A 23,064-nucleotide genomic window follows, 5' to 3' on the forward strand; every position below is an offset into this window, starting at 1 on the left:
GACACTAGAGGCGACAACCTAACTGGTAGGAGGATATTCGAATGGCCGGGCCCTATTCCGATACCGAGAAGAAAAAATACCTCGAGCAAGTGAAAAAACTTCTCGGCCAAGGCTATTCGCTGAACGCAGCCTGCCGGCAGGTCGCCGAACGCAACGGCGGCCGCCCGTCGGCGACGAGTTTGACCAAGTGGGCCAAGACAGCAGGATCGGGAAACGACGCCGGCCCGACCACGACCGCCGAGACCGCCGAGAAGCTCGGGCGGGTCGAGGGTGAGGACTCCGAATACCGTCCTGGCCTCGGCGACCTGGAGAAGGTGGACGCAGCGCTCGAACGGCAGCCCGACAGCGCCGCCGGCGTTGCACCCCTCCCCATCGAGACCACGCACACCGAGGGGCGTTCCGATCAGGGAGCCGAGCGCGACGGTAACAGCTCCATCGCCGCCGACCCGGATCCGGAAAATAACGCGCAGGAGCAGGTGATACACCAAGAGCCGGAGCCGTTCACCGACAACGCCGACCCCGCCGGCTCCGAGTCGGTGCAGGCATTCCCGGCCGCCGTCGTGGATATGCCGGAGGAAATGGAAGCCGTTCCCGAGCCCACTCCTCGCCTGCGGGGGATGGTCACCACGATGAGCGAGAAGATCCGTGCGCTGCGCAACCTTGTCACGGGCCACCACAGTCGATAGGCCCTGTGTGGGAATGGCCGGGGAAGCAGGTTCCAGTGCCTTGGCGCGGCGCATCGACCGGACCGCCGCCGCAGCGGCGAACGCGGTGATGACAATGATGGCGCGAACAGCGCCAGGAGGACACTCGTGCCCGGACGCGGCTGAAGGTGTCCATGGTGCCGCGTCGGCGCAGGGGGGCCGGCCTTTGGGGAGTGGTGCTGTTCAGGCGGCTCGTCGTGGTGGGATGGAGGCCAGGCGCGCAGAGCGTCGGCACGGGAGATGGGTTGATCGTCGGAGAGGGCGGCCAGTTCGATGGCGGCCCAATCCCGAAGCAGCTCCGACCAGGTGACGCCGCGGGCTTCGGCCTCGGCGCGGATACGTCGGTCCAATTCCACCGGCATGCGCAGAGGTCGAACCACCATGACTTCCTCGGCCAACACAAGCGGCGCTTCGGCCTTGGAGACCTCTTCCCACACCAGGTTCGGGTCGTCCATCAAGGCGTCCACCTGCTCAGGTGTCGGTACCGGCCAGTGCCGTTGCTCGGCCATCGGCGGGTCTCCTCCCACTGCTCGAACTCGGCCGGCTCGACGGGGCTCAGGTCCCGGGCCGAGGCGATATGCCATTACCGGCCCGACACCTGACAAATGGCCCTCTTCGGCGGTCGCCCCGCGTTTGTGCGGCCCCAAATGGTCAGGATGGATGCTCCGCTGCGATCGTGGCCGCGGCGCGGCCAACGCGGACGTTTCCCGGTCAGGATCTACATCACTTCCCACGGCTCGATCCCGCGCAACCGATCCCGCGCCCACTCCGGCCGGCCGTAACCCACCCCTCACAGCGTAGTACGACGTCATATGCACGTCGTACGTCTGACGAGTACGTGCGATCGGGTGCCATCGGTGCCTCGGCACACGGGCTTGGATGCGGGAGACCGGACTTGCTTGGGGACAGCCGTAGCGCCGCAAGACGCCGCACCCGGCCGGCGGCGGCACTATCGGAGCAGCCCGGTCAGGGCCGGAACTGCGGCCCTGACCGGGCTCTCCACCTTCGACCCCCTTCACGGACCGGTCGCCGCGCGGGCCAGGCGACCACGCGTTGTCGTCCCGGGTCCCCGCGGTCGAGGACGAGTTTTTCGATCTCGCCGGCTTTCTGGGCAGGTAGGGGATAATCGCGCGGTGGAGGAATCGGACGAGGGCGGCATCGGTCCAGTCCGTCACTTCGACCATGACGTCGCCGGCCTACACGTCGATGTCCACCACATGATTTCCTCGGCCGTATGGCCTCACCCCCGTTGCCGCTCGAAAGCGAAGTGTGTGATTGTGGGCCTCAGTCACGGAAGGCGTCTTTGACCTTCTCGCCCGCATCCTTCAGATTGGACTTGACCTGGTCGGTCTTGCCTTCTTGCTTCTTCTCCGGGTCGTCGGTGGCCTTACCGTACTTCTCCTTGGCCTGACCGGCGAGGTTGTCGGCCTTGTTCTTCGCCTTGTCGGTAGCGCCCATGGCGATCCCCTTTCCGCGTCGGCCGGCGATCCGGTGTCGCCGGTCCTCTCCCGCAGTAGCCGCTGGTGTGGAAACCAAACAGACGCCCGGGACAAACCGGGTGGACAGCCGGACAGCGGACCGGGTGACGGCTGTGACAATCGGGCGAGTGCCAACCCGTGTCACGGTGACAGCCGGGGCGGTCCCGGTAGTGCTCGCCGAAAAGCAACGGATCTGCCCGGTTGGGTGAGGATTACGGCCATCTTCTACGGCGGCCCGTACGCGGTAGTTTCCGGCCACCCAACAGTTTCCACACATACGCGCGTTCCGCGGCAAGGTCGATCGGTTCGCCCGCCAAGGTGTCGAGTAGTTCTTGGAGGTGCCAGCGGTGCAGTTTTCCGTAGCGGGCAGAGTAGAGGGCTGCGGTGTGGATCCGGTAGATGTCGGTGGTGTCGAACAGGGCATATCCGACGAGCTGGTAGATGTCGGTCACAGGCAGCGAGTCCTGCCGCTGCCCTGTTCTCCTGTTCTTCAGCCCTGGCCGGGTTGTCAACCCGATCAGCACCCCGTTCGCGATGATGTCCGCGTCTGTGCGGCAGAGCTGTGAGGCGGGGAAAGTCGGATCCAGCGTCACGGTGGCCGGTGGGGCGGTCAGTAGGTCGTCGAGTTCGACAAGCGCCGGCGGGTAGAGGGATTTCAGCTGGTTGACCGCATCTTCTGGGGCCAGGGCGAGCAGGGTGTCGACGGTGAATCTTCCGGTGCGGATCGGGTCTGCGAGGGGGGAGGTGGGGAAGATGGACGGGTAGCGGTACAGCTGCGTGCACAATGCCAAGGCCCAGCAGGCGCGAATAACGGTGAGCAGTGTGTTCTCCGGCAGCGGACTGGTGTGGACCGAACCTGCCAGTTTCGCTACTGCCCGGACCTGGTCGATGTATTCGGGGACATCCAATATCGGGTCGGCGCTGATCGCGGGCCCCGGCAGGTAGTCGGCATCGAGGGTGAACCGCAGAAGGTAGTTGAAGGTAGCCTCCACGGTTCTGGGGCTGGCCGAGCCGCTGTCGACCAGCAGGGTCCCAGCGGCCGCGCGGTAGCCGGCCTGCACGGGTCCGGGGTCGGGGAAACGCCGATCGAGGTACTGGCGTAACGGGCAGCCCTTGTCATCGATCGCGTCGGCCAGACAGGAATACTGATAGCTCATACGCATAATGATGGTAGGGGCCGGCGAATTTCCGTGTCGAGAGATTCCGGTCCTTTGCCCTGTGAAGACAGCTCTGCGGGAGCCTCCGGGACCTCGGATGTAGCTGCTCGAACCAGGGGGCAGGAGCTGGTGTCATGAGTGATCCGGGTGTGTCGAGTTGGCCGGTTACACCAGGTTACGGCCAGAGTCCGTTCGCCGGAACTGCGCAATGGCACGTGCGGTTCCGGCCGCCGTATCCGACCGAATTGCTCGACGACCTGGTGACCCGCGCAGGGATCGAGAGGTACGGCCCGGCGGCGAGGGGGGCTGTCGATTTCGCATGCGGTACGGGCGAGCGGGCCTTGCCGTTGCCTGCCCGGTTCGGTCTCGTCCGAGCCGTCGATACGGCCGGTGACCGTGCGTTCGAAAGGGGACATCGGTGGACCGGCGCCGCCGCGCAGCGGTTGGGAACACACCTGACCATACGGTCTCGGAGCACGCTCCGATGGTGGATATCGGCCGGGTGAATGGAGAAGGGCGGACGAAGACAGATAGTTCACCACGGTGGTGACTCACATAGGGGAGTGATGCTCGGCGCGCAGTGCACGCACGAACCGTGTGACGGCGCGGCGGCCGGTCAACGTGACCACCGTGGTCGAGCCGTGCTCGCTGAAAAGCTGCCGCATTCGCGGCCTCATCCGGCGGCGGTAGCTACCGATGTAGGTGAGGAAATCGAGGGTGATCCGGTCGTAGATCCCATCGCTGTGCTGTCCGCCCCGATATCTCACCCGACGCTGCAACACCCCCGACAGACAGGTGGTCGCGGGCAGGTTCAGGAAGATCACCGTATCGGCGCGGTACAGCCGGATCGGGAGCGTGCCGGCGTAGTTACCCTCGATAACCCAGCGGTCCGCGGCCGCCAACTCACGCCGGCGTTCTGCGAATTCCTCCTGGTCCACCGGTTCCACTCACTGTCGTAATAGACGGCGTCCACATGCTCACCGGAAGGCCCCACAGGGCGGCCCACTGGTTGGTGAGATAGGTCTTACCGCTTCCTCCGCGATGGGGACAGGGCCGCTGGTAGGTCTCTTCGCAGGCGTGGGCGCCGGGCGTTGCCGCCAGATCTGGCGACCGTTTGGTTTGGTGCGCGTTTCGATGCGATGAGGAGCGAGTAAGTCGACATAACCTTATGCGGGACCGCCCCGAGTCGGGTTGGCTCGTGGGTTTGCTGTTCCGCGCCCCGGCCTCACACCAGATCGCCGTGGCGTCCTTCTCGCCGCAGCCACCTGGGTGTCTTCGTCCGAACGCGAACGCCGACCGGGTCCAAGATCAGCGCCAGGCCACATTGCTGCGGCTGCTGCCGATCACCGAAGCGTTCGCTGCCGACCTCTTGGGACGTGAAGTCGAACAGACGTTCGCCGCCTTGTCCGGCAACGTCCTCACGGCAGCAGTAGACGACAGCCTGATCAGTGCAACGAACAGCCGGTACGAGCAGTCGAAGGCCTACGAGAAGTGGCCGAATGTCAAGAAGCCGGCTTGTGGATTGGGGTCCGTTCGAGCGGCTTGCGCATGCGTGAGACGTCATCGCGCACGGCCTGGGCAAGCTCGCTCGACGCCGGAAACAATCCGGAACTTCAATCCGCGACAAGCTGCGCATCGCGGGAATAGCGGTCGAGAATGGCCGCGTCGTCCCGACCGATCGGAATCTTCTCGACGCGGCACAGGCGTGCTGAGCGTTCATCGAATCGCTCGACCGCGCGGTCCACGGCACGTAAGTCGCCTACACGGGATGTCGGTAAGTCATGTCACCAGCCACAAACGAGGGGTAGGCCCGTGGGTGGCCTGCTGATGGTGCGGTGGATGGTGGAGCGAATGAGACGCCGTATTCCCGGGCCGGCTCGTGGTGTCGTCGGGAGATCACTGGTAGTGGCCGGGCACAACGGCATAGAAAAATCTATAGTGGTGGCGGTAGACATCCTCTGAAGTATGCGGTAGTTTCTATAGTGTTGGAAGTGAAGGAAGTGTCCAGACGGCACGGGAGATGATGAACTGCCCGTGGTAAGACGGCGGGCGCGGGACCAGCAGGTACGACGGGCGCGCCGCCCGCCGGGCAGCGAGATGAAGTTGCACGGAAAGATGAAGTAACCCTGTGAGGAGAAGGGAGAAGTTACCCGTCGGGTCACCCGCGAGTACGTGTGATTCGGGTGATCGCCGGCGCTGTGGTTACATGTCGGAAGACGAAGTAATTCCCCCTTTCAGTGCCCCGGCGCCGTACGGCGCCGGGGCACTTCGGCGTATGGAGGCCTCACGATTTCTGAACCCCCCACCGCGAACGAGAAGTTCGACGATGACGATTACCCCGCCTACACCATGGGCCGGGCCGCGGACATGCTCGGCACCACCCAGGCGTTCCTGCGCAGCCTGGACGAGGCAAAGCTGATCACCCCGCAACGTTCACCCGGCGGACACCGCCGTTACTCCCGCTATCAGTTGCGTATCGCCGCGCGGGCCCGTGAACTGGTCGACCGCGGCACACCCCTGGAAGCGGCGTGCCGGATCATCATCCTCGAAGACCAACTCGCCGAAGCCCGCGAACTCAACGCCAGACCCACCCAACAGGAGTGACCGGATACTCGCCACCTTCGGCCGGAAAACCCCTCACGGGTGGCGGTCTCGGGCCTCTGTACGCAAGCTGCTTCGCGGCTCCGGACGACCTCAGGACCGCGAGACCTGACCGAACGGCCAGAACGAGAAAGGCTCCGCACCGTTACGGTGCGGAGCCTTCGAGCCACGCCGAATCAGATAGCGCGGACGTCCTGAGCCTGCGGACCCTTCTGGCCCTGCCCGATCTCGAACTCCACACGCTGGCCCTCATCGAGGGTCTTGAAACCCGAGCCACCAATGGCCGAGTAATGCACGAAGACGTCAGGACCGCCTCCGTCTTGAGCGATAAAGCCGAAGCCTTTCTCGCCGTTGAACCACTTCACGCTGCCTTGAGCCATGCTGTACTAACTTCTTTTCTGTAGGCGAGCCGTGCAGATCACTTCAATGAGCCCGGTCTCGGCCTCCCACTATGCCACACACTCGAAACCCCGCACGTCCACGGCTCGAGACTGTAGGCAGCGTCACCGATGGGGCGCCGTCCCCAAGGACCACAGCGTCGGCCGTTCCACCATCCACCCATCGTCAGTGCACCCGCCCCACCGGCTCAACCCGCGTGTGCGGTCGGTGGCCCCGTCCTTACCGACCCCCCATTCATCGGCATACTCGCTGAAGGCGCAGAGCCGCCGATCCGGATGCGCGTCCGACAGGCCCGCGACCCCCTCGGTCGCAATTCCCTGGCGGCAGAACTCGGCGGCTACCTCGAGGAACTGCGTTTTCAGCGCCCCCGGACCCAGGGGTGGCGCCCCCGGCATAGCCTCCGAGGTGCATGGTGTTGTCGAGCTCGACCCGGACGACTTCGCGACTTGGATGAACCGGGATCATCGAGGCCGAAAAGGACACGGTCCCACCGCCACGGAGCGAAGGAGAGGTTCGGCTCGAACGGCTTCCACCGGTATCTGTCCTCGCTCGGCGTTCTCGATGCATTTCACGGTCGCGGCAACATCGGCTTCGTCTCATCGGTATCGGCCACGACTTTCCTGTGCGGCCCTTGATTCGGACGGTCGGGGTTGTCGGGCGCTCAACAGGATGCGCTTTCCGATCACGTCCTTGCGCCGGGCTCGAGGTGATTGCTCTACCGCCGGGTCGGGTAGATTGCCATTCCCGACCGACGCAATGTCTGTCGTGAGTCGAGACCTGGGGTTTGACGTGAGACGCCAACGATTGAGGCCCGCACTGCGAGTCGCTGTTGCCACTGTGATGCTCGCCGCATCTGTCATGGTGTTCGGAGTCGGGAACGGCTCTGCCGACAGCGGCGATCCGATCATCGCGTCCAAGAAGTTACTTGCCGATCCCGTCTCTCCGGACGGCTCGCGAATTGTCGCGAGCAGAATCGACGGCCGCAGTCTGACCATCTTGGTCCATTCTGCGGCGATGGACGAGAACATTACTGTCAGGGTGCAGCGCCCCAACGACGCCTCACAACCCCGGCCGGTGCTCTACCTCCTCAACGGGGCAGGCGGTGGGACCGACCAGGCCACCTGGTGGGCCAATACCGATGTCGGTGATTTCCTGGCCACCAAGGACGTCAATGTCGTGATGCCGCTCGGTGGCGCGTTCGCCTACTACACCGACTGGAAGCACGATGATCCAGCGCTCGGCCGCAACAAATGGCGCACCTTCTTCCTCCACGAGCTGCCGCCGCTGGTCGACGAAGCTCTGGGCGCCAATGGGATCAATGCCATCGCCGCGAACTCGATGACCGCCACCGCGGTCCTGCAGATGGCCGAAGCCGAACCCGGCTTCTACCGAAGCGTCGCCGGGTACAGCGGGTGTGCCCAGATCGCGGACCCGATCGGGAGACAGTTCACCAAACTGGTCGTCGAGCTCTACGGTGGCGGCGATGTCCGCAACATGTACGGCGAAGACGATGATCCGGCATGGGTTGCCAACGATCCGGTCGAGAACGCCGAGGCTCTGCGCGGCACGAGGTTGTTCGTATCGACCGGCAACGGATTGCCGGGACAGTGGGACACCGTCGACGGCGACTACGCCCAGCCCGGTCCCTACGGCCTGGCCAACCAGCTCGTGGTGGGCGGCGTCATCGAAGCCGCCACCAATTGGTGCACCCGCAACCTCCAGGACCGGCTTGCTCGGCTTCGGATCCCGGCCACCTTCGACTACGCGCCGTCGGGCACGCACTCTTGGGGCTACTGGCGCGAGGCGTTCTACAAGTCCTGGCCGATCCTCGCCGAGGGGCTCGGGATACCCGCGTAGGACGGTAAGATTTCCGTCAGAAGTGACGACATGCCGCGAGCGCGCACCAGCGCCGGCTCCTGCGGTGCGCAAGGCCGCCACGAACGCCGGAAGCGAGTGACCGCGCCACGCAGTGCCCCCGACTGCGCCGTACCGTACGGGGTATCCCGCCGACGGGGGCAGCGACCACCTCATGGCTGTTATCCGAACTCGTGCCGGGGAAGACGCCCACGTGAATCCACACGGGGTGGTTTCATCGTTTCCGCGGGTTGATCTTTGTGGTTGAGGTGTGTGTCTCCTTGTCCTCATTCGATAATTAATAGATGCTACCGACCAAGCGCGTGGGCGTGGTGGTCGATTCCACCTCCGGACACAAACGAGACATTTATGCCTCAGCAACGGTGTCCAGATATCGCCTGGGCACCCATTTTTATCTCAGCGTCCTGAACTGCGGTTTCGCCCCTGATGGGGTGAAACCTATGACCGGTGGCACCCTGCGGCCGCTGCTCCCCTCATTCGCTGTCGGTTCTCCATCCCTCCCGTCTATCGAACCGGCTTGTCCGCGGCGCCGGCGGCGTTCGGTTTCCGAATCTCGAACCAGACCGTCTTGCCCTCGCCGGAACCATGTCGGATCACACCATGGGTGGCGACGAATCCGCTCCGTAGCGACCACCACGGCAGTCGTTCCGTGTCGGTGTGGCCGGCCGAGAAGACCTCGTCGGCCCCGTCGTGAACCATGATTCGCGCTGTGTCGTCACCGACGACAACGTGCACCCGGCCATCGCCGTCGGTGTGGGCGAGCATGTTATCGGCCAGCTCGGCAACCAACACCTCTGCGGCCTCGACAGCGTCGACCGGCCAGCCTTCGAGCTGTTGTCGGACATGACTTCGAGCGGCCGCCACATCCTCCTCGGAATGTTGAGGGCGGATCAGGATACCGTCGTCGACGATTCTCGGTTGTTCCAATTCGCCGTTGATCCACCGCAATGCCTCAGTGGTAGCCGGAAGCATGCCGAAATGACCTACGCCCGTTTTCACTATCATCGAGGCACCTCGAATTGCGGCCAGATTACCCTGCGCGTGTGTCGCCGGTATGACGTTGTCGTCGGTGCCGTGCACGAACAGGACCGGGACCCGGATGTCGGCCAGGTCGATACCCCAAGGGTTTCTGGTTGATCGGACAATCCCGGCCCAACCGCCGGTATGGCGTCGAAACGCCTCCCCAAGCGATTTCACGAATTGGCGACGCCAGAATGTGTCATTGAGGATTTCCTGGTCTGAGGGAGGCAGTTGTGGTGTGAGTTCGGCCACGTAGCCCTCGGGGTCCTGCTCTATTCGCAGCTCCGCCGCGAAGAGAGTGCGTTGGATATCGAGATCGTCGCTCGACGCGAATATCGCGGCATTGTCGGCGGTCATACCGGTGGTATCCAGGCCCGTCTCGGGATGAGGGTGGCCGGGCCCGGCCATCACCACGACTCGGTCCAACGGTTCGGGAGCCAGCGCTGCCATGGTCAGGGCAACCGGGCCGCCGAGACCGCGCCCGACGACTGAAAAGGTGGAAAGTCCCCGAGCGGCGAACGCAGCGAGAATATCGGCGGCGACCTCACGAACGGTCCGCTCCGATGGCCCTATCGAGAACCCGGTGCCTGGTAGGTCGACCACGATCAACCTGATACCGAGCCGGTCCAAATCGTCATCGGACGGTCGGGGATCCAAGCGTGAACCGGGGACGTCGGGCAACAACACCACCGGTCGCCCTGACGGCGGACCGTACTCGTTGAACGCCACGCCTCTGCCGGGAGCCACCACCACGTATTGATCGGGAAGCCGGGACTGTTCCAATGGATCGGGAGGTGCGTACAACTCATCCACGATGGCCTCGTCGAAACGGATTCGCTGCGCGCTATCCGGCCGCACGGCAGTCGTTCGGGTAGCGGGTTCACCGACATCACTTCCCGGGCGGGAAAGCCAGGGCAATATGTCGTGCACCCGCAGACGGCGCCTCATCGAGCCACTGTCGGCCGGGAACCAGACCCCGATATTCGGAAACTGCTCCGTCGTGTGGGCATCGAGTTCACCCAATACCTCATACCAGCTCAGAAATTCTTCGGCGGCCGGGACGCGGGGAACGAGTGCCGCCACGCGATGCACTCGATCTCCGAGCAGTTCGGCCATGTCTTCGGTGAATGTTCTCCCCTCGAATCGGCCGACGATGGAGAAGTGGTCTATTCCGAGCCGGTCGGCGAGGCCGCGGAGATCGGCTGCTGCCTCGTCGGACTGCTGTGCCCGCACGTCGACCGAGATCAATCGCACGTCGTACATTCTCAGCATGTAGTCATGAGGGAGACGACCGAACTCATCGGATGAATAGTTCACCACGAACACCGGCCACCCGTGCGCCGGTCCACGAGCCTCGATGATCTCCGGGTCGAGCGGTTCGCCCGGATCCGGCGTCGCGGTAGTCGGCTCGACCGGTTCGGAAACCTGTATTCCCGACGCCATCTCCAGATACCGCCGCTCGAGTTCGCCGAGATCGGCCTCGCGCTGCAGCCACCAGAGGATATTACGCAATACGACCAACTCGTGCTGCAAGGTGCTTTGGTCAAGGTTGTGCTGAATTCGTTCTGTCCATTTGACATTCTCCCACTCGGCCTGCGACAAAGCCTCGGTGCGCCGGCGTGGCGGCACTGCCGTGCCGAGCATTGTTTCGTTGAATATCTTCGCCCTGATCTGTTCGTGCAGACCGACCCGTATCCGCTGCAATTCCTTGGCGCGCTCGTTCGCCTTGTTCGCCAGCTCGACCGCTCGTTGCGTATCCTCGCTTCGGTCTTTCCGCGAGGACCAGAGGAATTCGATGACCCCAACCCCCGAGACCACACCCACTACGGTTGCCGCAACCCAGCCCCCGCCACCGATGCCGAGCATCGACAACAGATAACCTCCGGCGAGCCCGCCCAACGCAACGCCTGTCCCACTTATCGTGCTCGCGATGCCGCCCGTCTGGCCGAGGATCCTCTCCGGCACCGATTGCGCCCGGTGGACTTCGAGTCCGACGTTGGAGGACACACCGACGAAGGAGACGCCGAACGCTGCCGCACCCGCTACGAACGGATTGGGGAAGAGCGCTTGGATCACTGCCAGGCCGGTAAACGATGCCAACATGCCCGGGTACAGACGCTTGATGTTCATGTCGGTGCGACCAGTCAGCCGACCCGCCAGCAGCGGGCCCACGACCCCGCCGATAGCTCCTGCACCGAGCACTGCTCCGGCCGCCCAGCCCGGCAGAGCCGCCTCGTAAACCAGTGCGGTGGTTCGTAGGGTGAATACGGCCCACATCGCATTGGCGACGGCCGTCACGACTGTGGCGTTGCGCAGAAAGCGGTTCCTCCACAGCGCACGTATACCGTCACGCAGCGTGACACGCTCGCGTTCTCGACGCTTTTGCGGCGGGAAGTGCGCCCGCAGTCTCCTCACCGTTTCGAAGCCGAACGCATGGCACGCGGCATTGACCGCGAACGGCATGAAGCTCCCAACGACGAGCAACGCCGGGCCGAGGAACCGGCCGAGGGTCGACGCTGAGTACTTGCGCATTTCGTTGAGCCCGAAGGCCTTGTCCTTGTCCTCCTGCTTCGTGCCCGCCAAGGCTCGCACCGCAAGCTTGCCGCTGGCATCGGTGAATATCGCCGCCGTCTTCTCGACGAATGCCAGCCCGGCCAGTGCCAGTCCCAGATGCGGCGCTCCGAGGAGGACCAGGACGCATCCGGTAGTAGCGAGCGCGAATCCGGCTGCCTGGCCCACCATTATGGTTCGTCCGAGGTTGAAACGGTCGGCAACGACTCCCGCCGCGATCGGGAACAACACAGTGGGCGCGGTCAACGCGAACGTGACCCAACCCGCGACGGTAGTCGACCCGGTCTCGGCCAACGTCAATAGAGGCAGAGCTGCCGACATAATGCTGCTGCCGATCGCGCTCGCGACAAGGCCGCTAAGCAGCCGTCGCAACGGTCGATTGGCGCGCAGGGAGGCGGCGGCCGGTCCGCTGTCGGTGCGGTCGGACTCGACGGCGCTCTGCTTGTCGGTCGGTGACGCGGACACCTGCTCGCGTTCACTGTTATGCCTGTCCGGCGCGGCCGCTGGGCCGGGTGATTCTTCGGTGGCGTCGTCGCGAGGTAGGGTGCGTGAGGTACGTTCGAGTTCATGCGGGGTGTGCGCTTCCCCCTTTCGGCTCTTGTCCTTGCGTGACCACGGTGGCGTCGGACTCCAGGGTGTGCGTCGTCGCGGCTTCGGTGTGTCTCCGACGGGTTTGCTCGGTGTGTCTTTTCTGCCGTTGTCCTTCCCGCCGTCGTCCTTCCTGCTGTCGTCGGACGGGGTTCCCTCGTGTCCGTTGGCGGGTGGGCCTTCGATGTCGTGTCGTGGGTGTGCTCGGTCGGTGTGGTCGGGTGCTGGTTCGTTGAGGGCCGACAGTGTGCCGTTGTCGTTTCGCAGGAAGGCGACGAAGGCTTCTTCGATGTGCGGGTAGGACTGTCTCCAGCGGTCGAGTGTTCGTACCCGGGTGTCGGGGTCTTCGATGTTGGTGTCGAAGACGACGATGGTGCCGTCGACGTTGGTGATGACATAGCCGTGTGCTGTGGTGCCGTCGTCGACGACGATGACGGCGGTGTCGGCGCCGTTCTGTCGGTGGTGGACGGCTTCGACGATCGATGCCAGGGGATCGTCGGTATGCGGTGTCAGCTCGACCTTGATCAGCTCTGCGGCAATGGCGGTTTCCAGAGCGCGCCAGTCTTTTCTACCTTCTTCGACCTCGCGTGCTTCGTCGCTTCCCAGCGCCGACACCACTCGGGCTACCCGGCCGATGCAACCGTCCCTACGTCGAGCCGCAGCACGCTCGGCCGCAGTGCGGTTGGTCGGTCTGTTGTCGTTCCCGATGTAGGCGACGAAGGCGTCGACGACCTCGTGATAGGGCGGTGTCCAGCGGTCGTCTCCGTTTTGGTAGGGGCGTATGCGCGGAACGTTGATAGGAGAGTTGATAAGTGTGTCGGCGACGAAGATCGTGCCGTCGATCGGTTCGCCGGCGGGGCCCTGCCTCGCCGACCGGTCCGTCCACGGTGTCGACCGAGTGTCTTCGCCCGTCTCCCCGGGCACCTGCAGGCCGTCGCCCAACGCACTGTCGTCCCCGGCCGAGGACCTTGCGTCGGCAGGCTCGTCCGGTCGCGGCTCGCTTGGGTCCTCCGATGGTCGGCTGCCGATGAGACCCTGCAGACCGTCGCCCTCACTCATCTCCTGGTGGTTACCGAGTTCGCCTTCGTCCCCGACCGGGGACCTCGCGCCCGCCGCGGTGGATGCCGCGTCGGCCGTCCCGGCGGTGTCGGTGAGGAGAACATGGGCCCAGGCGGTCACCACCGGCGCGACCTCGGGCAGGGCTTCGATCCGCGCGGACTCGCCATCGCCGGGCACTCGGAATTCGAATATGGCGGACTCTTCGGAGACGATCCAATTGGTGACGACTCCCGACACGGCAGAGGCGAGGAGCCGGCCGGCACGGTCGTCGATCTCGTCGACGGCCCGGGAGAGATGTTCGGCCAGCATCGCCCGATGCCGGTCGTGCAGCGGGCCGAATGCGGGGAGGTCCAGGTGCAGCACGCGCGTCTCGGCCGGATGGGCGGCAAGGACGGTGAGATAGGCGCGGATCGCGGCCTCCAGTCGCGATCGCACGTCGCCGCCCAGTGTGTCGGACATGGCTGCCCGGGTGGCGGTTCGCAGGCGTTCGATGGCCGCGACGCAGGCAGCCTCGAATCCGGCCTGCTTGTCGGAGAACAATTCCTGGTGGTTCTCGATGGATACCCCAGCACTCCAGTTGACATCGTACGGAGACATCTCGGTGTAGCCGAGTTCGGCTGCGACCGCGATCAGTTGCGTCAGTATCCATTCCCTCTGATCGGGTTCTGCTGGTGCGACCGGGGCACCTTGCAGCTGTTCCCGATGAGGCCGAGAGACCGGGGGCAGGACGTCCGGGGTGGCGGCGAGGTTCACGGCCGGTGTCATCGTGCCGATCCGGAGGAGGTCGGCAAGATCTCGGCGGAGGGCCGGTAGGGCGGCGGTGTCGCCGGTCACGGCCCAGTCGGCGAGAATCCCGTGGACCGCTGCTGCCAAGGCGGGAAGCCCGCGCTCGGGGACGACCCGCTCGTCGAAGACGGTCGCGAGTGTGGTGGCAATCGCTTCCGTCGTCTCCACGGTTCGCTCGGCGCGCTCTTCCGGGGTGAGGGTGAACCCCTCGACCAGCAGCATGCGCGCCGTAGCCGGGCGTGCGGCCAAAGCAGTCACATACGTATCCACCGCGGCAGCGACGCGAGCGGCGCGGTCCGACGCCGGCACGACACGCACCTCGTCGATGACCAGCTGCGTTAAATTGCTCAGTGCCTCCTCATGCGCCTCGGCGAAGACAGAATACGTGCTCAGGAAGTAGTCGTCGAAGATCTCGGGGGAGACCTGCGCACGTAGACAGACACCGTCGACGGTGGTTGCGTCGAACCCCTGCTCGAACACCGTCGCCACGAACGCCCGCAGCAATCTCTCGCGGGAATCATCCTGCTGCACAGCAGTTCTCGGAGGCGGCGCGAACAACCACTCCTCGTCGTCCGCGGGCCGGAGGAACGTCGGCTCCCGGGGCGGCGCGAACAACCGCTCGTCGTCGTCCGCGGGCCGGAGGAACGTCGGCTCCCGGGGCGGCGCGAACAACCGCTCGTCGTCGTCCGCGGGCCGGAGGAACGTCGGCTCCCGGGGCGGCGCGAACACGACGTCCGCACCGCGGATGATGGCCCCCTCTACCAGAGGGTCGGTTTCCATCGCGTCGGCCACGGCGAGTATCAGCTCGTAGTCTTCGCCCTCGCCGCGAACCACCACTTGCCCGGATTCGACCGACACCTGGGTCCGCGACGGCCAGATCTCCGGCCGAGGGTGCGGGTCGACGTTCAGTGCCGCGTGCAGAAGCATCTTCGCGCTGCGGACGCGAGTGAACGGCCGCAGCTGTTCCTGCAGCCGGCGGGCCGCCGCCCACGCGGCGGGCACATCGGCGAGTATGGCACCGAGTGCGGCCACCCACGCCGTATCGTCCGGCTTCGCACCGAGAGGCTGCTCGACCAGGTTGAATCGCTCCGCCCACACACGGTACTCCGGGATATCCGCGAGGAAGCGGCCCACTCCGCTGGATGACGGCACCACCACCGGCACACCCTGTTCGATTGCTTCGGTAGCGACGAGGCCGAACCCCTCGGCCCGCGACGGCATCACCACGACGGTCGACGAGCGGATATCGGCTTGCAGTTCCTCCAGATCCGACGTATGCGGCTTCAGCTCGACCGCAGCCGGGTCACCGATCAGTTCGACCAACTCCGCGTCATCCCCCGAGTAACCTCGAGCCACCAGCCGCACGTCACGCCCCTGCGCGCGCAGCTGCCCCACCACCCCGGCGATCTCCTTGACACCTTTCAACGGGTCTTCCAACCGACCGAACAGCAGAATCCGGGCCGGGTCGCCGGGTGAGGGGACCTGTGGCTGCTCGACCATCGCCAGACCCGGCCGCAGTTCGTGCACCGAGCCGCGCCCCGCCATGACAGCTTCCGACAGCGCATCCATGGCGAGCACCGGCCCCAAGCCCGTCACCAGATGTGCGCGCCGCGCCATGTAGATACCGGCCGCAACCTTGGAACGGCCTTGTTCCGGATTGTCGCTGAGTCTTTCCCAAAGCATAGGTGTCAGGTGGTGGACACTCACGAGTTTCGCGGCGGGATACCGCATCTCGGCCTCGAGCGCCGCCTCGAGGCCGTCGTCCGCATCATGCACGATCACCAGATCCACCGGCTGCGGCAAATCGTCGGCGTACCTGTCGACCAGCCTCGGCAGACGCGGACTGCCGACAGCGGCGGTGAGAGATGCCTCCACATCAGGGGGCCGGAAATCGCTCTCGACGTCTTCCGCCTGGACGATCACCTCTTCCGCCCAGACGATCACCTCGTGCCCGGCCTGCGCCAGTCCCTCGCACAGCGACACGTTCAACGTGGCCATACCTGTCCCGCCGGCCCCCCATTGGCTGCAGCACACCAGGATCCGCTGCCTAGTGAGGTCGAGCCGGACACGATGACAGACCTGGCCCTCCGGTAAGGGTTCGGCGGTGCCGATATCGATGCGGCCGTCCACGTCGGACAGTTCGCGACGCAGTTCCTCCACCGTCACACCGGGATCGGGATCGATGGCGGCCGGCCTGGTGTAGTCCAGCTGGGCGAGCAATCGGTGGCGGCCGTCGGCGTCCTGGGACGCGGTCACGACGAATACGGAGTCGTTCCCGACGTAGGGCCCGACCAGGTCCGCGAGTCGCGGCACCGCATCGATGACGGCCTCGCGCGTCCGCGCGGGGTCCGATTCGGGTAGCCGGGCCGCGACCGTGGCGGCGAGAGCACCGGGATCCGATGCGTCGGCGACCGGCCCGACGACCAACTGCCAGCGGAAACCGCTGTACTCCTCTCGCATCTCGACCGCATGCGACCGAGCGTCACGATAAGCATCCAGCGGCGCATAGCCCGGGTCGCTCGCCAACCGGTCGGCGATCTCCCGTGCCTTCACGGCGTGGTCGCGACGCATGTCCCGGTTGGACAGCAGCCACCCGTCCGGCACCCGGTATCCGCTGTCGGGGTGGGTGAAGTCGGCGCGGTCACGAAGGTGGTCGACAAGGGCCTGGCGCTCCGGAATCTCGTTGCCCCGAGCGCGCCACTCGGACAGGACCCACCCGGCGACCGCGTCGGACTCCGACAACGTCTGCAGGCCCGCTGCCGCGACCCAGCGGGCAACTCGCATCGCCGTCTCGAACTCGCCGTCGTCGGTCTCCTCCCAGCGCTGCCGCATCTCCGTCACGGCCGTGGGCAAGGCGATCAGCTGGGTTCCGGTCCGTTCGTCGAATCCGGCGCCGTTGACCGCGAATCCGAGCATCCGGGCGGTGCTCACGGCATAGCCGTGCGCCAGGGCACGGGCGTTGAGCAGTTCCGCCGATGTCGATGTGTCGTAGCGCGGCCGGTCGGCGCTGCGTCGCCCGTCGCCGAGATCGCTCCAGGAGGCAGCGATCATCGCCGCCATGATCTCGCCGAGGTCGGCGCCTTGCAATACGCCGTTGTCCAGAATGTGGCGCAGGTCCTCCGCGACGTTCATCCCGCTGTGGCGCAGGTCCACCGCCCCGAACTCGTGCAGTCCGATCGCATCGTCTCGGATGCGGTCGGCGCGAGCGACGTCCGCGTCGTCGTTCCGCGTCCGGCCGATGAACAGCCCCTCGGCCGCCAGTCGTATCCCGCGTAAGATTTTCGGATCGCCGAGCTGTGCCTGCGGCACCCGTGAGCGCAGGATCTCGGTCACCTCGTCGATCTCGCGCTGGATCACCTGTACGGGCAACGGCGCAGAGGTGGGACTCGGCAGGTAACCGGTGTTCCGGTCGGCCGATGCCGCATCTCCCGGCGGACCGTGCTCCTGCGTCCGCTCGTCCTGACGGTCACCGGGATGCTCCGATGGCCGGCTGCCGACGAGGGCGAGTTCGGCCTGGCGGGGGTTGTTCGGCTGATTATGCGTGTCCGCTTCGGGCCTCGGCCGATCGGGGTACACCCTGTTGATTTCGTCCACCATGGCCGATGGGACGACAGCGCGCTGGGATGGCGGCAGGGCTTCGGCGGCGGGGGCGCCTCGGCGGGGGTCCGAGGTGAGGTTGCCGTTGTGGTCGAACTCGATGGTCTCGAAATGTTGCTTGTGGGTGGGGATCTTGTCGAGGAACTTTCGTTGCTTGTGGTGCCATTCGTCGAATCCGACGGCCTTGTTCAGCAGTGTGCGGCGGTTGTGGAGGTCTTTGGGGCTGTAGTCGGTGTCGGTGTCACCGTCTCTGGAGACCGCGAGGTCGACTACGACCAGGTTCGGGTGCCGGACCGATGTGCTGTCGTTGACCAGTAGCACCATGTGGTATTCGGCGCGGTCGTCGGCGTTGGCGTTGTTTCGGGCCGGGGTGTCTTTCCATTTGTAGATCAGGACTGTGATGCCGCCCGGCCGGGCCTTCAACGATTCGACCACTTGGTCCAGCGATGCGGCCTTCTCGAGCGGGGCGTCGAACACCTCCTGCACCACGTCGAGGTCGTGGCCCTGCAGCGTGGTGGCGGGCTTTTCGAAGCGGTGGGCGTTGTCGGGGCACAGCACCCGCATGCCGGTCACGGCGTTGTTGAGGCAGCTTTTGGGGCTGCGGCGGTGGATCTGCACGACGAGGTCGAACAGGGCCGCGGTGGCCAGATACTGTGACGCCGCGGCGACGACATCCTCGGCCACCGGCGTCTCGGCCATCGGGTTCTCGATGTCCCGGTCCACCGATACGGGGTCGACCGATGCCGGGGCGGTATCGTCGCGGGCGGAGGGTTGTACGGTGTTCGTGGTGGTCAGGTGGCGCTCGACTGCTTCGCCGAGGATGTCGCGGGCGATGGCGGGGGTGACGGCGGTGAGGGGGTAGTCCAGTGTTTTCGCGAGGGTGTTTCTGGCTTCGGTCAGCGCGGGGTCGAGGGTGCGTAGGCCTTCGGCGCCGTCGATATCGGCGATCGGTAGGCCCAGTTCGGTGGCGAGCCGGTCCCGCAGTAGTGTCAGCCGGTCCAGTGCTTGTTCGTCGGCGAACCGGGCGTGTTGCAGGATTGTGGCGGGTGCGGTCGCTGTGACGTGTTGTTGTAGGGCTTCTGCCGCCGCGGGTGGGATGCCGGTCTGTTCGAGCAGCCCCCGCAGCGGGTCGGCGGCACCGTGGTGGTCGGGGGCGGTGAGGTGGCCGGTGACGGTGGGGGTGGGGATGCCCAGCAGCCCGGCCAGGCGTGTGGCCTGCTCCGGTAGCTCGTCGGGTTGCTCGTCGGGTCGGGTGGGGTCGATGCGGCTGTGGTAGGTGCCGGTTTCGGCGGCGGCGAGGGTGAGGGCGGGGTTGGCGGTGGAGTGGGCGTGGTGGCCGACGAAGTCGGCGGTGGAGTGCCGCAGCGCGCGTTGTTGCAGATCGGGTGTCAGTGAGCCGAGGTTGTGGCTTGCCGACAGGAGTGTGTTGTGGTTTTCGGGGGTGGGGTCGGCGCGGTGGGCGGCGGCGGCCTGTTCGTAGTGGATCACCGCCTCGCGTACTGCGTGTAGGTGCATGGCGTTGCGGATCAGCGCGTCCTGCGGCGACATCAGGACCTGCGCGGTGCCGGGGTCCCCGTTGCGGGCGGTGCGATTCTTGGCCTGCTCGTAGATGTAGGACTGCTCGGGGATCTCGGTCATCCACACGTGCATGCCGCCCTTGGCCAGCACTTCTTCGGACACCGAGATGTCGACGCCGCGCTGGCCTTGGCGGTTGATCACCAGGATCTTGCCCTGTTCGCCGGCGGCGTCGAAGACCTTCTGCAACTCGGCTTCCCAGTCCGCACCCCACCCGGCGATCCGGTCGGCGTCGACCGCCTCGATTGCCTCCCTGGGCACGCCCTTGCCCACCAACACCGCCACCTGTCGGTCGACCAGGTCGTTGCGGTGACACAGGATCTCCTGGAACCGGCCGCGGCCCCCCTCCCACATCTGGTGCGCGTAGTCGGCGATGGTGTCCAACTTGGCGCGGGTGTTGGCCACCACATCGGGGCAGCCCTCCCGCAACCGATGCGTCTGGGACCGGTCGACCTGGTGTGACCCCTCCAAACCGTAGATCTTTTCCAGCACGGGGTTCAGGTCCGCGAGAGTGCCCGACGCACCTGTCACTTCGTCGAAGAACCGGCCCCCCTTGCGGTAGATTTCGACCGCATCGATGCGCTTGGCCGAGTCGGCGTCGGCGCGCACCACGATTTGATGCTGCTCGGCGCTCATCCCGCGAGCCTCCGCAGCGCGGATCTCCTTCGCCTCGACGGCCTGGGCCAGGCTCGCCTTACCCGGCTCGGCGCTCCACCGTGACTCGCTCGAGGTCATCGGATTGCGTTGCAGGCCGTGTTCGCCCTGATCGATGATGACGATCTTGCCCGCATCCATCACGTAGTGGGTTTTGTTGCGGGTGGTGAACTCGGCGGCGGCGGCCGTCTCGAGCCGCGACAATCCCAGCCCTTCCAGCCACTGTTTCCCGCCCGGCAGTGCCTCGACCTTCGCCCGTCCCTCCGGCGTCAGCGCCGCCTGACCGTCGTACCAGAACTCGACTTCAGGGGTTCCGTCCGGATACAGGCCGATTTCCTCGGTGATCTGCGCGAGGCCGAAATCCTCATGGGACAAACCTCCGCTCTCGAGCGCGTCGGCAAGGAAGTCGTGTGCGGCGAACACCTCGCGTGCCGTCGGCTCGGGCGCGGCCTGCTCCGCCCCTTCCGACCGCAGGAACAGCCGTTGACCACGGTCGATGATCCCGTCCATCTCGTCGATCAACACATTTCGCGGCGGCCGGTGACCGGCATTGCACAAATGCCCGACCGTCTCACCGGTGGCCACCACGATCGCCGGGCGCCCGTCGGCGACCGGCCCGAAACCTTGCTGCTGATCGGCCCGGAACACGTCGATGCCGAAATCGGTCAACAGCTTTCGATACTTCTCGACTTCGCGGTGGGCCAGCCCGTCGGTCGTGGTCACCAACAGAACCGATCCCTCATGCACCGCCCGCTGCATCGCCGTCGCCATGAACATCAGCGACTTACCCTCGCCCGGTTTCATCTCCACCGGATGCTTGGCCAGCGCATACACCCCCTCCACCTGCTCGACCCGCAACACCATCCCCCCCGGCACCGCGTCGCTGATCGTGCCGCGCCGAATGATCTCCAGCGTCGCGATCATCGACTTCTGAGCGTCGCTGTCGGACAGCCCGGCCCTCACCACCTCATCGGGAAGGTTGCTCAGCCGCAGGTGCTCCGGCACCCGATCACCGGAACTCGCGTGGAAATCGATCAGTAGGTCGACCGCACGATCACGCGCACTCGGCGGCGGCGAACCGGCAAGGTTGTCGGTATCCGCGGCCGGGTCGGCCGGCGTCTCGTGACGAGCAGCAGGGGCGCCCTGTTCCGCGCTGTGGCCATGCTCCTCGCTCACCGACGAGCGGTGTTCGCCGGCGCCGGGCGTTTCGGACCTGTCGCCGGCCACCTCGGCCTGGCGGGCGCCGGTTGGAGTTTCGTGGCCAGGTTCATCGGCCGCGATATTGCGCTCTATGGCATGAGCGCGCTCCTTGTTCCCTGGCGATGGGTGTTCGCCCGGGGCAGCCGCTTCGGGCCCGTTGCCGGTACCCGTGTCCGGGTGGGTGCCGGGTGACGGCTCGTGGCCGAGACCGGCGGCCGGGATGTTCTGTTTCCCGGTCCGAGTCTGCTCCGCATTCCCCGACGGTGGGTGGTCGCCCGAAGCAACAGCCCTTTCGGGCCCATCGCCCACAGGACGCGGCGGGGTGTTCATCGAAACCTTCGGCGGCGCCGACGTTTCACCCACGGCCTCGACCTGCCGCGGCGCTGTCACGTTCGGGCGGGCGACCGATTCCCCTGGCTGCGGGCGCTCGACCGGCGCGAGGGCCTCGGAACGACCGGTGGCCCCGGCCGCAGAAGCCGGTGCGACCGGACCACGACCGGCCGCCTCGGTGTGAGGTGTCGAGCCCAGCGTCACGGGCGACCGCACTGCCACGGGCCGCAGCGGTGCGGTGTTCCCGTTCGCTCCGGCCCCCGGCACCTCCCGGCGTTCACCCCCGGCAACCACAGCCTCCGGAGCCGCCACCCAGGCCGCCTTCGCAGCCTCCCACGCATGTTTCGATTCCGCAGACACCTCCACCGACGGGCGAGCCGCCAGGGCGGTGTCCCCGCTGTGCATGGCCGCGGGCAGGTCGGGCGGGATGAAGGCCCCACCACCGTCGACCACCGCCCCCGCCGCGGCACCCGAACCCGGATGAGCACCGACATGCGCATAGACGGCCCCGGCGAAACCGCCATTGAGCAGCGGCGCGATCACCTGATGGAAATTCTCCGGCCAGCCGGTCACCACCGCCGCCGCTCCCAAACCCCCCACCGCGCCGGCCGTGCCGTGCACCAACCCCAAGGCCAATCTGCTGCTCTCGATCCGGGGAAACACCTTCGGCACGAACCGGCCCGCGATCATGCCGCCCACCGCACCACCCGCACCCGACAACGCCGCCACCCCGATCGAGGTCAGATCGATGCCCGTCGGATTCTCGCCGTTCGGTCCGATCACGGCGAAGGCGCGGTCACCGAACGCGACCTGCAGTCCCTGCACGCCCGCATCGACAGCCACGGGCAGCGCGGCGGCCTTACCCAACGTGACAGCCAACCGGAGCGGCCCCAACTCCGTGGACCGGGCCGCCATCCTCATCGCGACCGCCTTGAAGGCCTGCAACAGGGCCGCACGCAGCATCGCGATCCGGCCCCGCCCCTCGACCAGCATCGACTCCACCACCGGCGCCGCCGCCACCGGCCCGGCAGGACCCCCCGCCGCGGCGGCGGACACCACGGTCACAATCCGCCAGGCCAACTCGATCCCGAAGGCGAGCATCACGCAGAGCGTCTTCTCCGCCTCGTTGGCACCGGCCTGCACCTGATCGGCCAATGCGCGCGCGTCGTCACCGAGCCTGGCCGCACCATCCCGGTGCAAACTCAGCGCCTTGCGGGCCTGGTCGCCGACCGTGCCTACCGAATTTTCTTGCTCGAGAATGTATTTCGCATCCTCGGATTGGCCGTCGAGCGCGGTGGCATACTTCCGCAGCTCCGTGACCATCCAACGCATCCCGGAAATGTCGGCACGCGGCAGTCCTCCTCCGAACACCACCGCCTCGATCAGATCCCGCAATCCATCAGGCAGACTTTCGAACAAGTTCTGCAGCTCCGCGACGGGATCCGGAAACGACGAACCGTCCACCGGCAC

At 66.0% G+C, this 23,064-nt stretch carries 9 protein-coding genes; 3 read left to right on the plus strand and 6 right to left on the minus strand.

Features of this window, described 5'->3' with window-relative positions; translation table 11 throughout:
• Positions 1–41 precede the first annotated feature (41 nt).
• Complete coding sequence (locus tag ON20_RS32120) at positions 42–686, plus strand: hypothetical protein (protein ID WP_040841978.1); 645 nt, start codon at positions 42–44, stop codon at positions 684–686.
• A gap of 1,302 nt (positions 687–1,988) precedes the next feature.
• Here ON20_RS32120 and ON20_RS32130 read toward each other — a convergent pair.
• The 4 genes from ON20_RS32130 to ON20_RS40125 all read right to left on the minus strand — a co-directional run bounded on the left by ON20_RS32130 (position 1,989) and on the right by ON20_RS40125 (position 5,084).
• Positions 1,989–2,162 (minus strand): CsbD family protein, encoded by a 174-nt coding sequence (locus ON20_RS32130; protein ID WP_040841980.1) that lies wholly within the window; start codon positions 2,160–2,162, stop codon positions 1,989–1,991.
• A gap of 232 nt (positions 2,163–2,394) precedes the next feature.
• Positions 2,395–3,339: a hypothetical protein gene (locus ON20_RS33810; protein WP_157229179.1), complete on the minus strand. Its 945-nt coding sequence runs from the start codon at positions 3,337–3,339 to the stop codon at positions 2,395–2,397.
• Between the two features lie 551 nt (positions 3,340–3,890).
• Complete coding sequence (locus ON20_RS32145) at positions 3,891–4,277, minus strand: P-loop NTPase family protein (protein ID WP_218002742.1); 387 nt, start codon at positions 4,275–4,277, stop codon at positions 3,891–3,893.
• A 675-nt stretch (positions 4,278–4,952) separates the two neighbouring features.
• Complete coding sequence (locus ON20_RS40125) at positions 4,953–5,084, minus strand: hypothetical protein (protein ID WP_281032948.1); 132 nt, start codon at positions 5,082–5,084, stop codon at positions 4,953–4,955.
• A gap of 604 nt (positions 5,085–5,688) precedes the next feature.
• Here ON20_RS40125 and ON20_RS32150 point away from each other — a divergent pair.
• On the plus strand, positions 5,689–5,943 hold the full coding sequence (locus tag ON20_RS32150) for a MerR family transcriptional regulator (protein ID WP_051163732.1): 255 nt from the start codon (positions 5,689–5,691) through the stop codon (positions 5,941–5,943).
• 173 nt (positions 5,944–6,116) lie between these two features.
• On the opposite strand, the gene ON20_RS32155 is transcribed toward ON20_RS32150, so the two are convergent.
• On the minus strand, positions 6,117–6,320 hold the full coding sequence (locus ON20_RS32155) for a cold-shock protein (RefSeq protein ID WP_011209970.1): 204 nt from the start codon (positions 6,318–6,320) through the stop codon (positions 6,117–6,119).
• Between the two features lie 859 nt (positions 6,321–7,179).
• On the opposite strand from ON20_RS32155, the gene ON20_RS32165 reads away from it, so the two are divergent.
• Positions 7,180–8,196 carry an alpha/beta hydrolase gene (locus ON20_RS32165; protein WP_040842089.1) on the plus strand — a complete coding sequence of 339 codons (1,017 nt, stop codon included), beginning with the start codon at positions 7,180–7,182 and terminating at the stop codon, positions 8,194–8,196.
• A gap of 522 nt (positions 8,197–8,718) precedes the next feature.
• Here the strand turns inward: ON20_RS32165 and ON20_RS40130 are convergent.
• On the minus strand, positions 8,719–23,058 hold the full coding sequence (locus tag ON20_RS40130) for an alpha/beta fold hydrolase (protein ID WP_157229180.1): 14,340 nt from the start codon (positions 23,056–23,058) through the stop codon (positions 8,719–8,721).
• Positions 23,059–23,064 lie beyond the last annotated feature (6 nt).

This window comes from Nocardia brevicatena NBRC 12119 (assembly GCF_000308495.1).
Classification (GTDB): domain Bacteria; phylum Actinomycetota; class Actinomycetes; order Mycobacteriales; family Mycobacteriaceae; genus Nocardia; species Nocardia brevicatena.

What these genes read in the sequence shown, in the direction of transcription:
- ON20_RS32155 (WP_011209970.1), bottom strand. Translation starts at nt 6,320, where the DNA reads ATGGCTCAAGGCAGCGTGAAGTGGTTCAACGGCGAGAAAGGCTTCGGC.
- ON20_RS32165 (WP_040842089.1), top strand. Translation starts at nt 7,180, where the DNA reads ATGCTCGCCGCATCTGTCATGGTGTTCGGAGTCGGGAACGGCTCTGCC.
- ON20_RS32130 (WP_040841980.1), bottom strand. Translation starts at nt 2,162, where the DNA reads ATGGGCGCTACCGACAAGGCGAAGAACAAGGCCGACAACCTCGCCGGT.
- ON20_RS33810 (WP_157229179.1), bottom strand. Translation starts at nt 3,339, where the DNA reads ATGAGCTATCAGTATTCCTGTCTGGCCGACGCGATCGATGACAAGGGC.
- ON20_RS32150 (WP_051163732.1), top strand. Translation starts at nt 5,689, where the DNA reads ATGGGCCGGGCCGCGGACATGCTCGGCACCACCCAGGCGTTCCTGCGC.
- ON20_RS32120 (WP_040841978.1), top strand. Translation starts at nt 42, where the DNA reads ATGGCCGGGCCCTATTCCGATACCGAGAAGAAAAAATACCTCGAGCAA.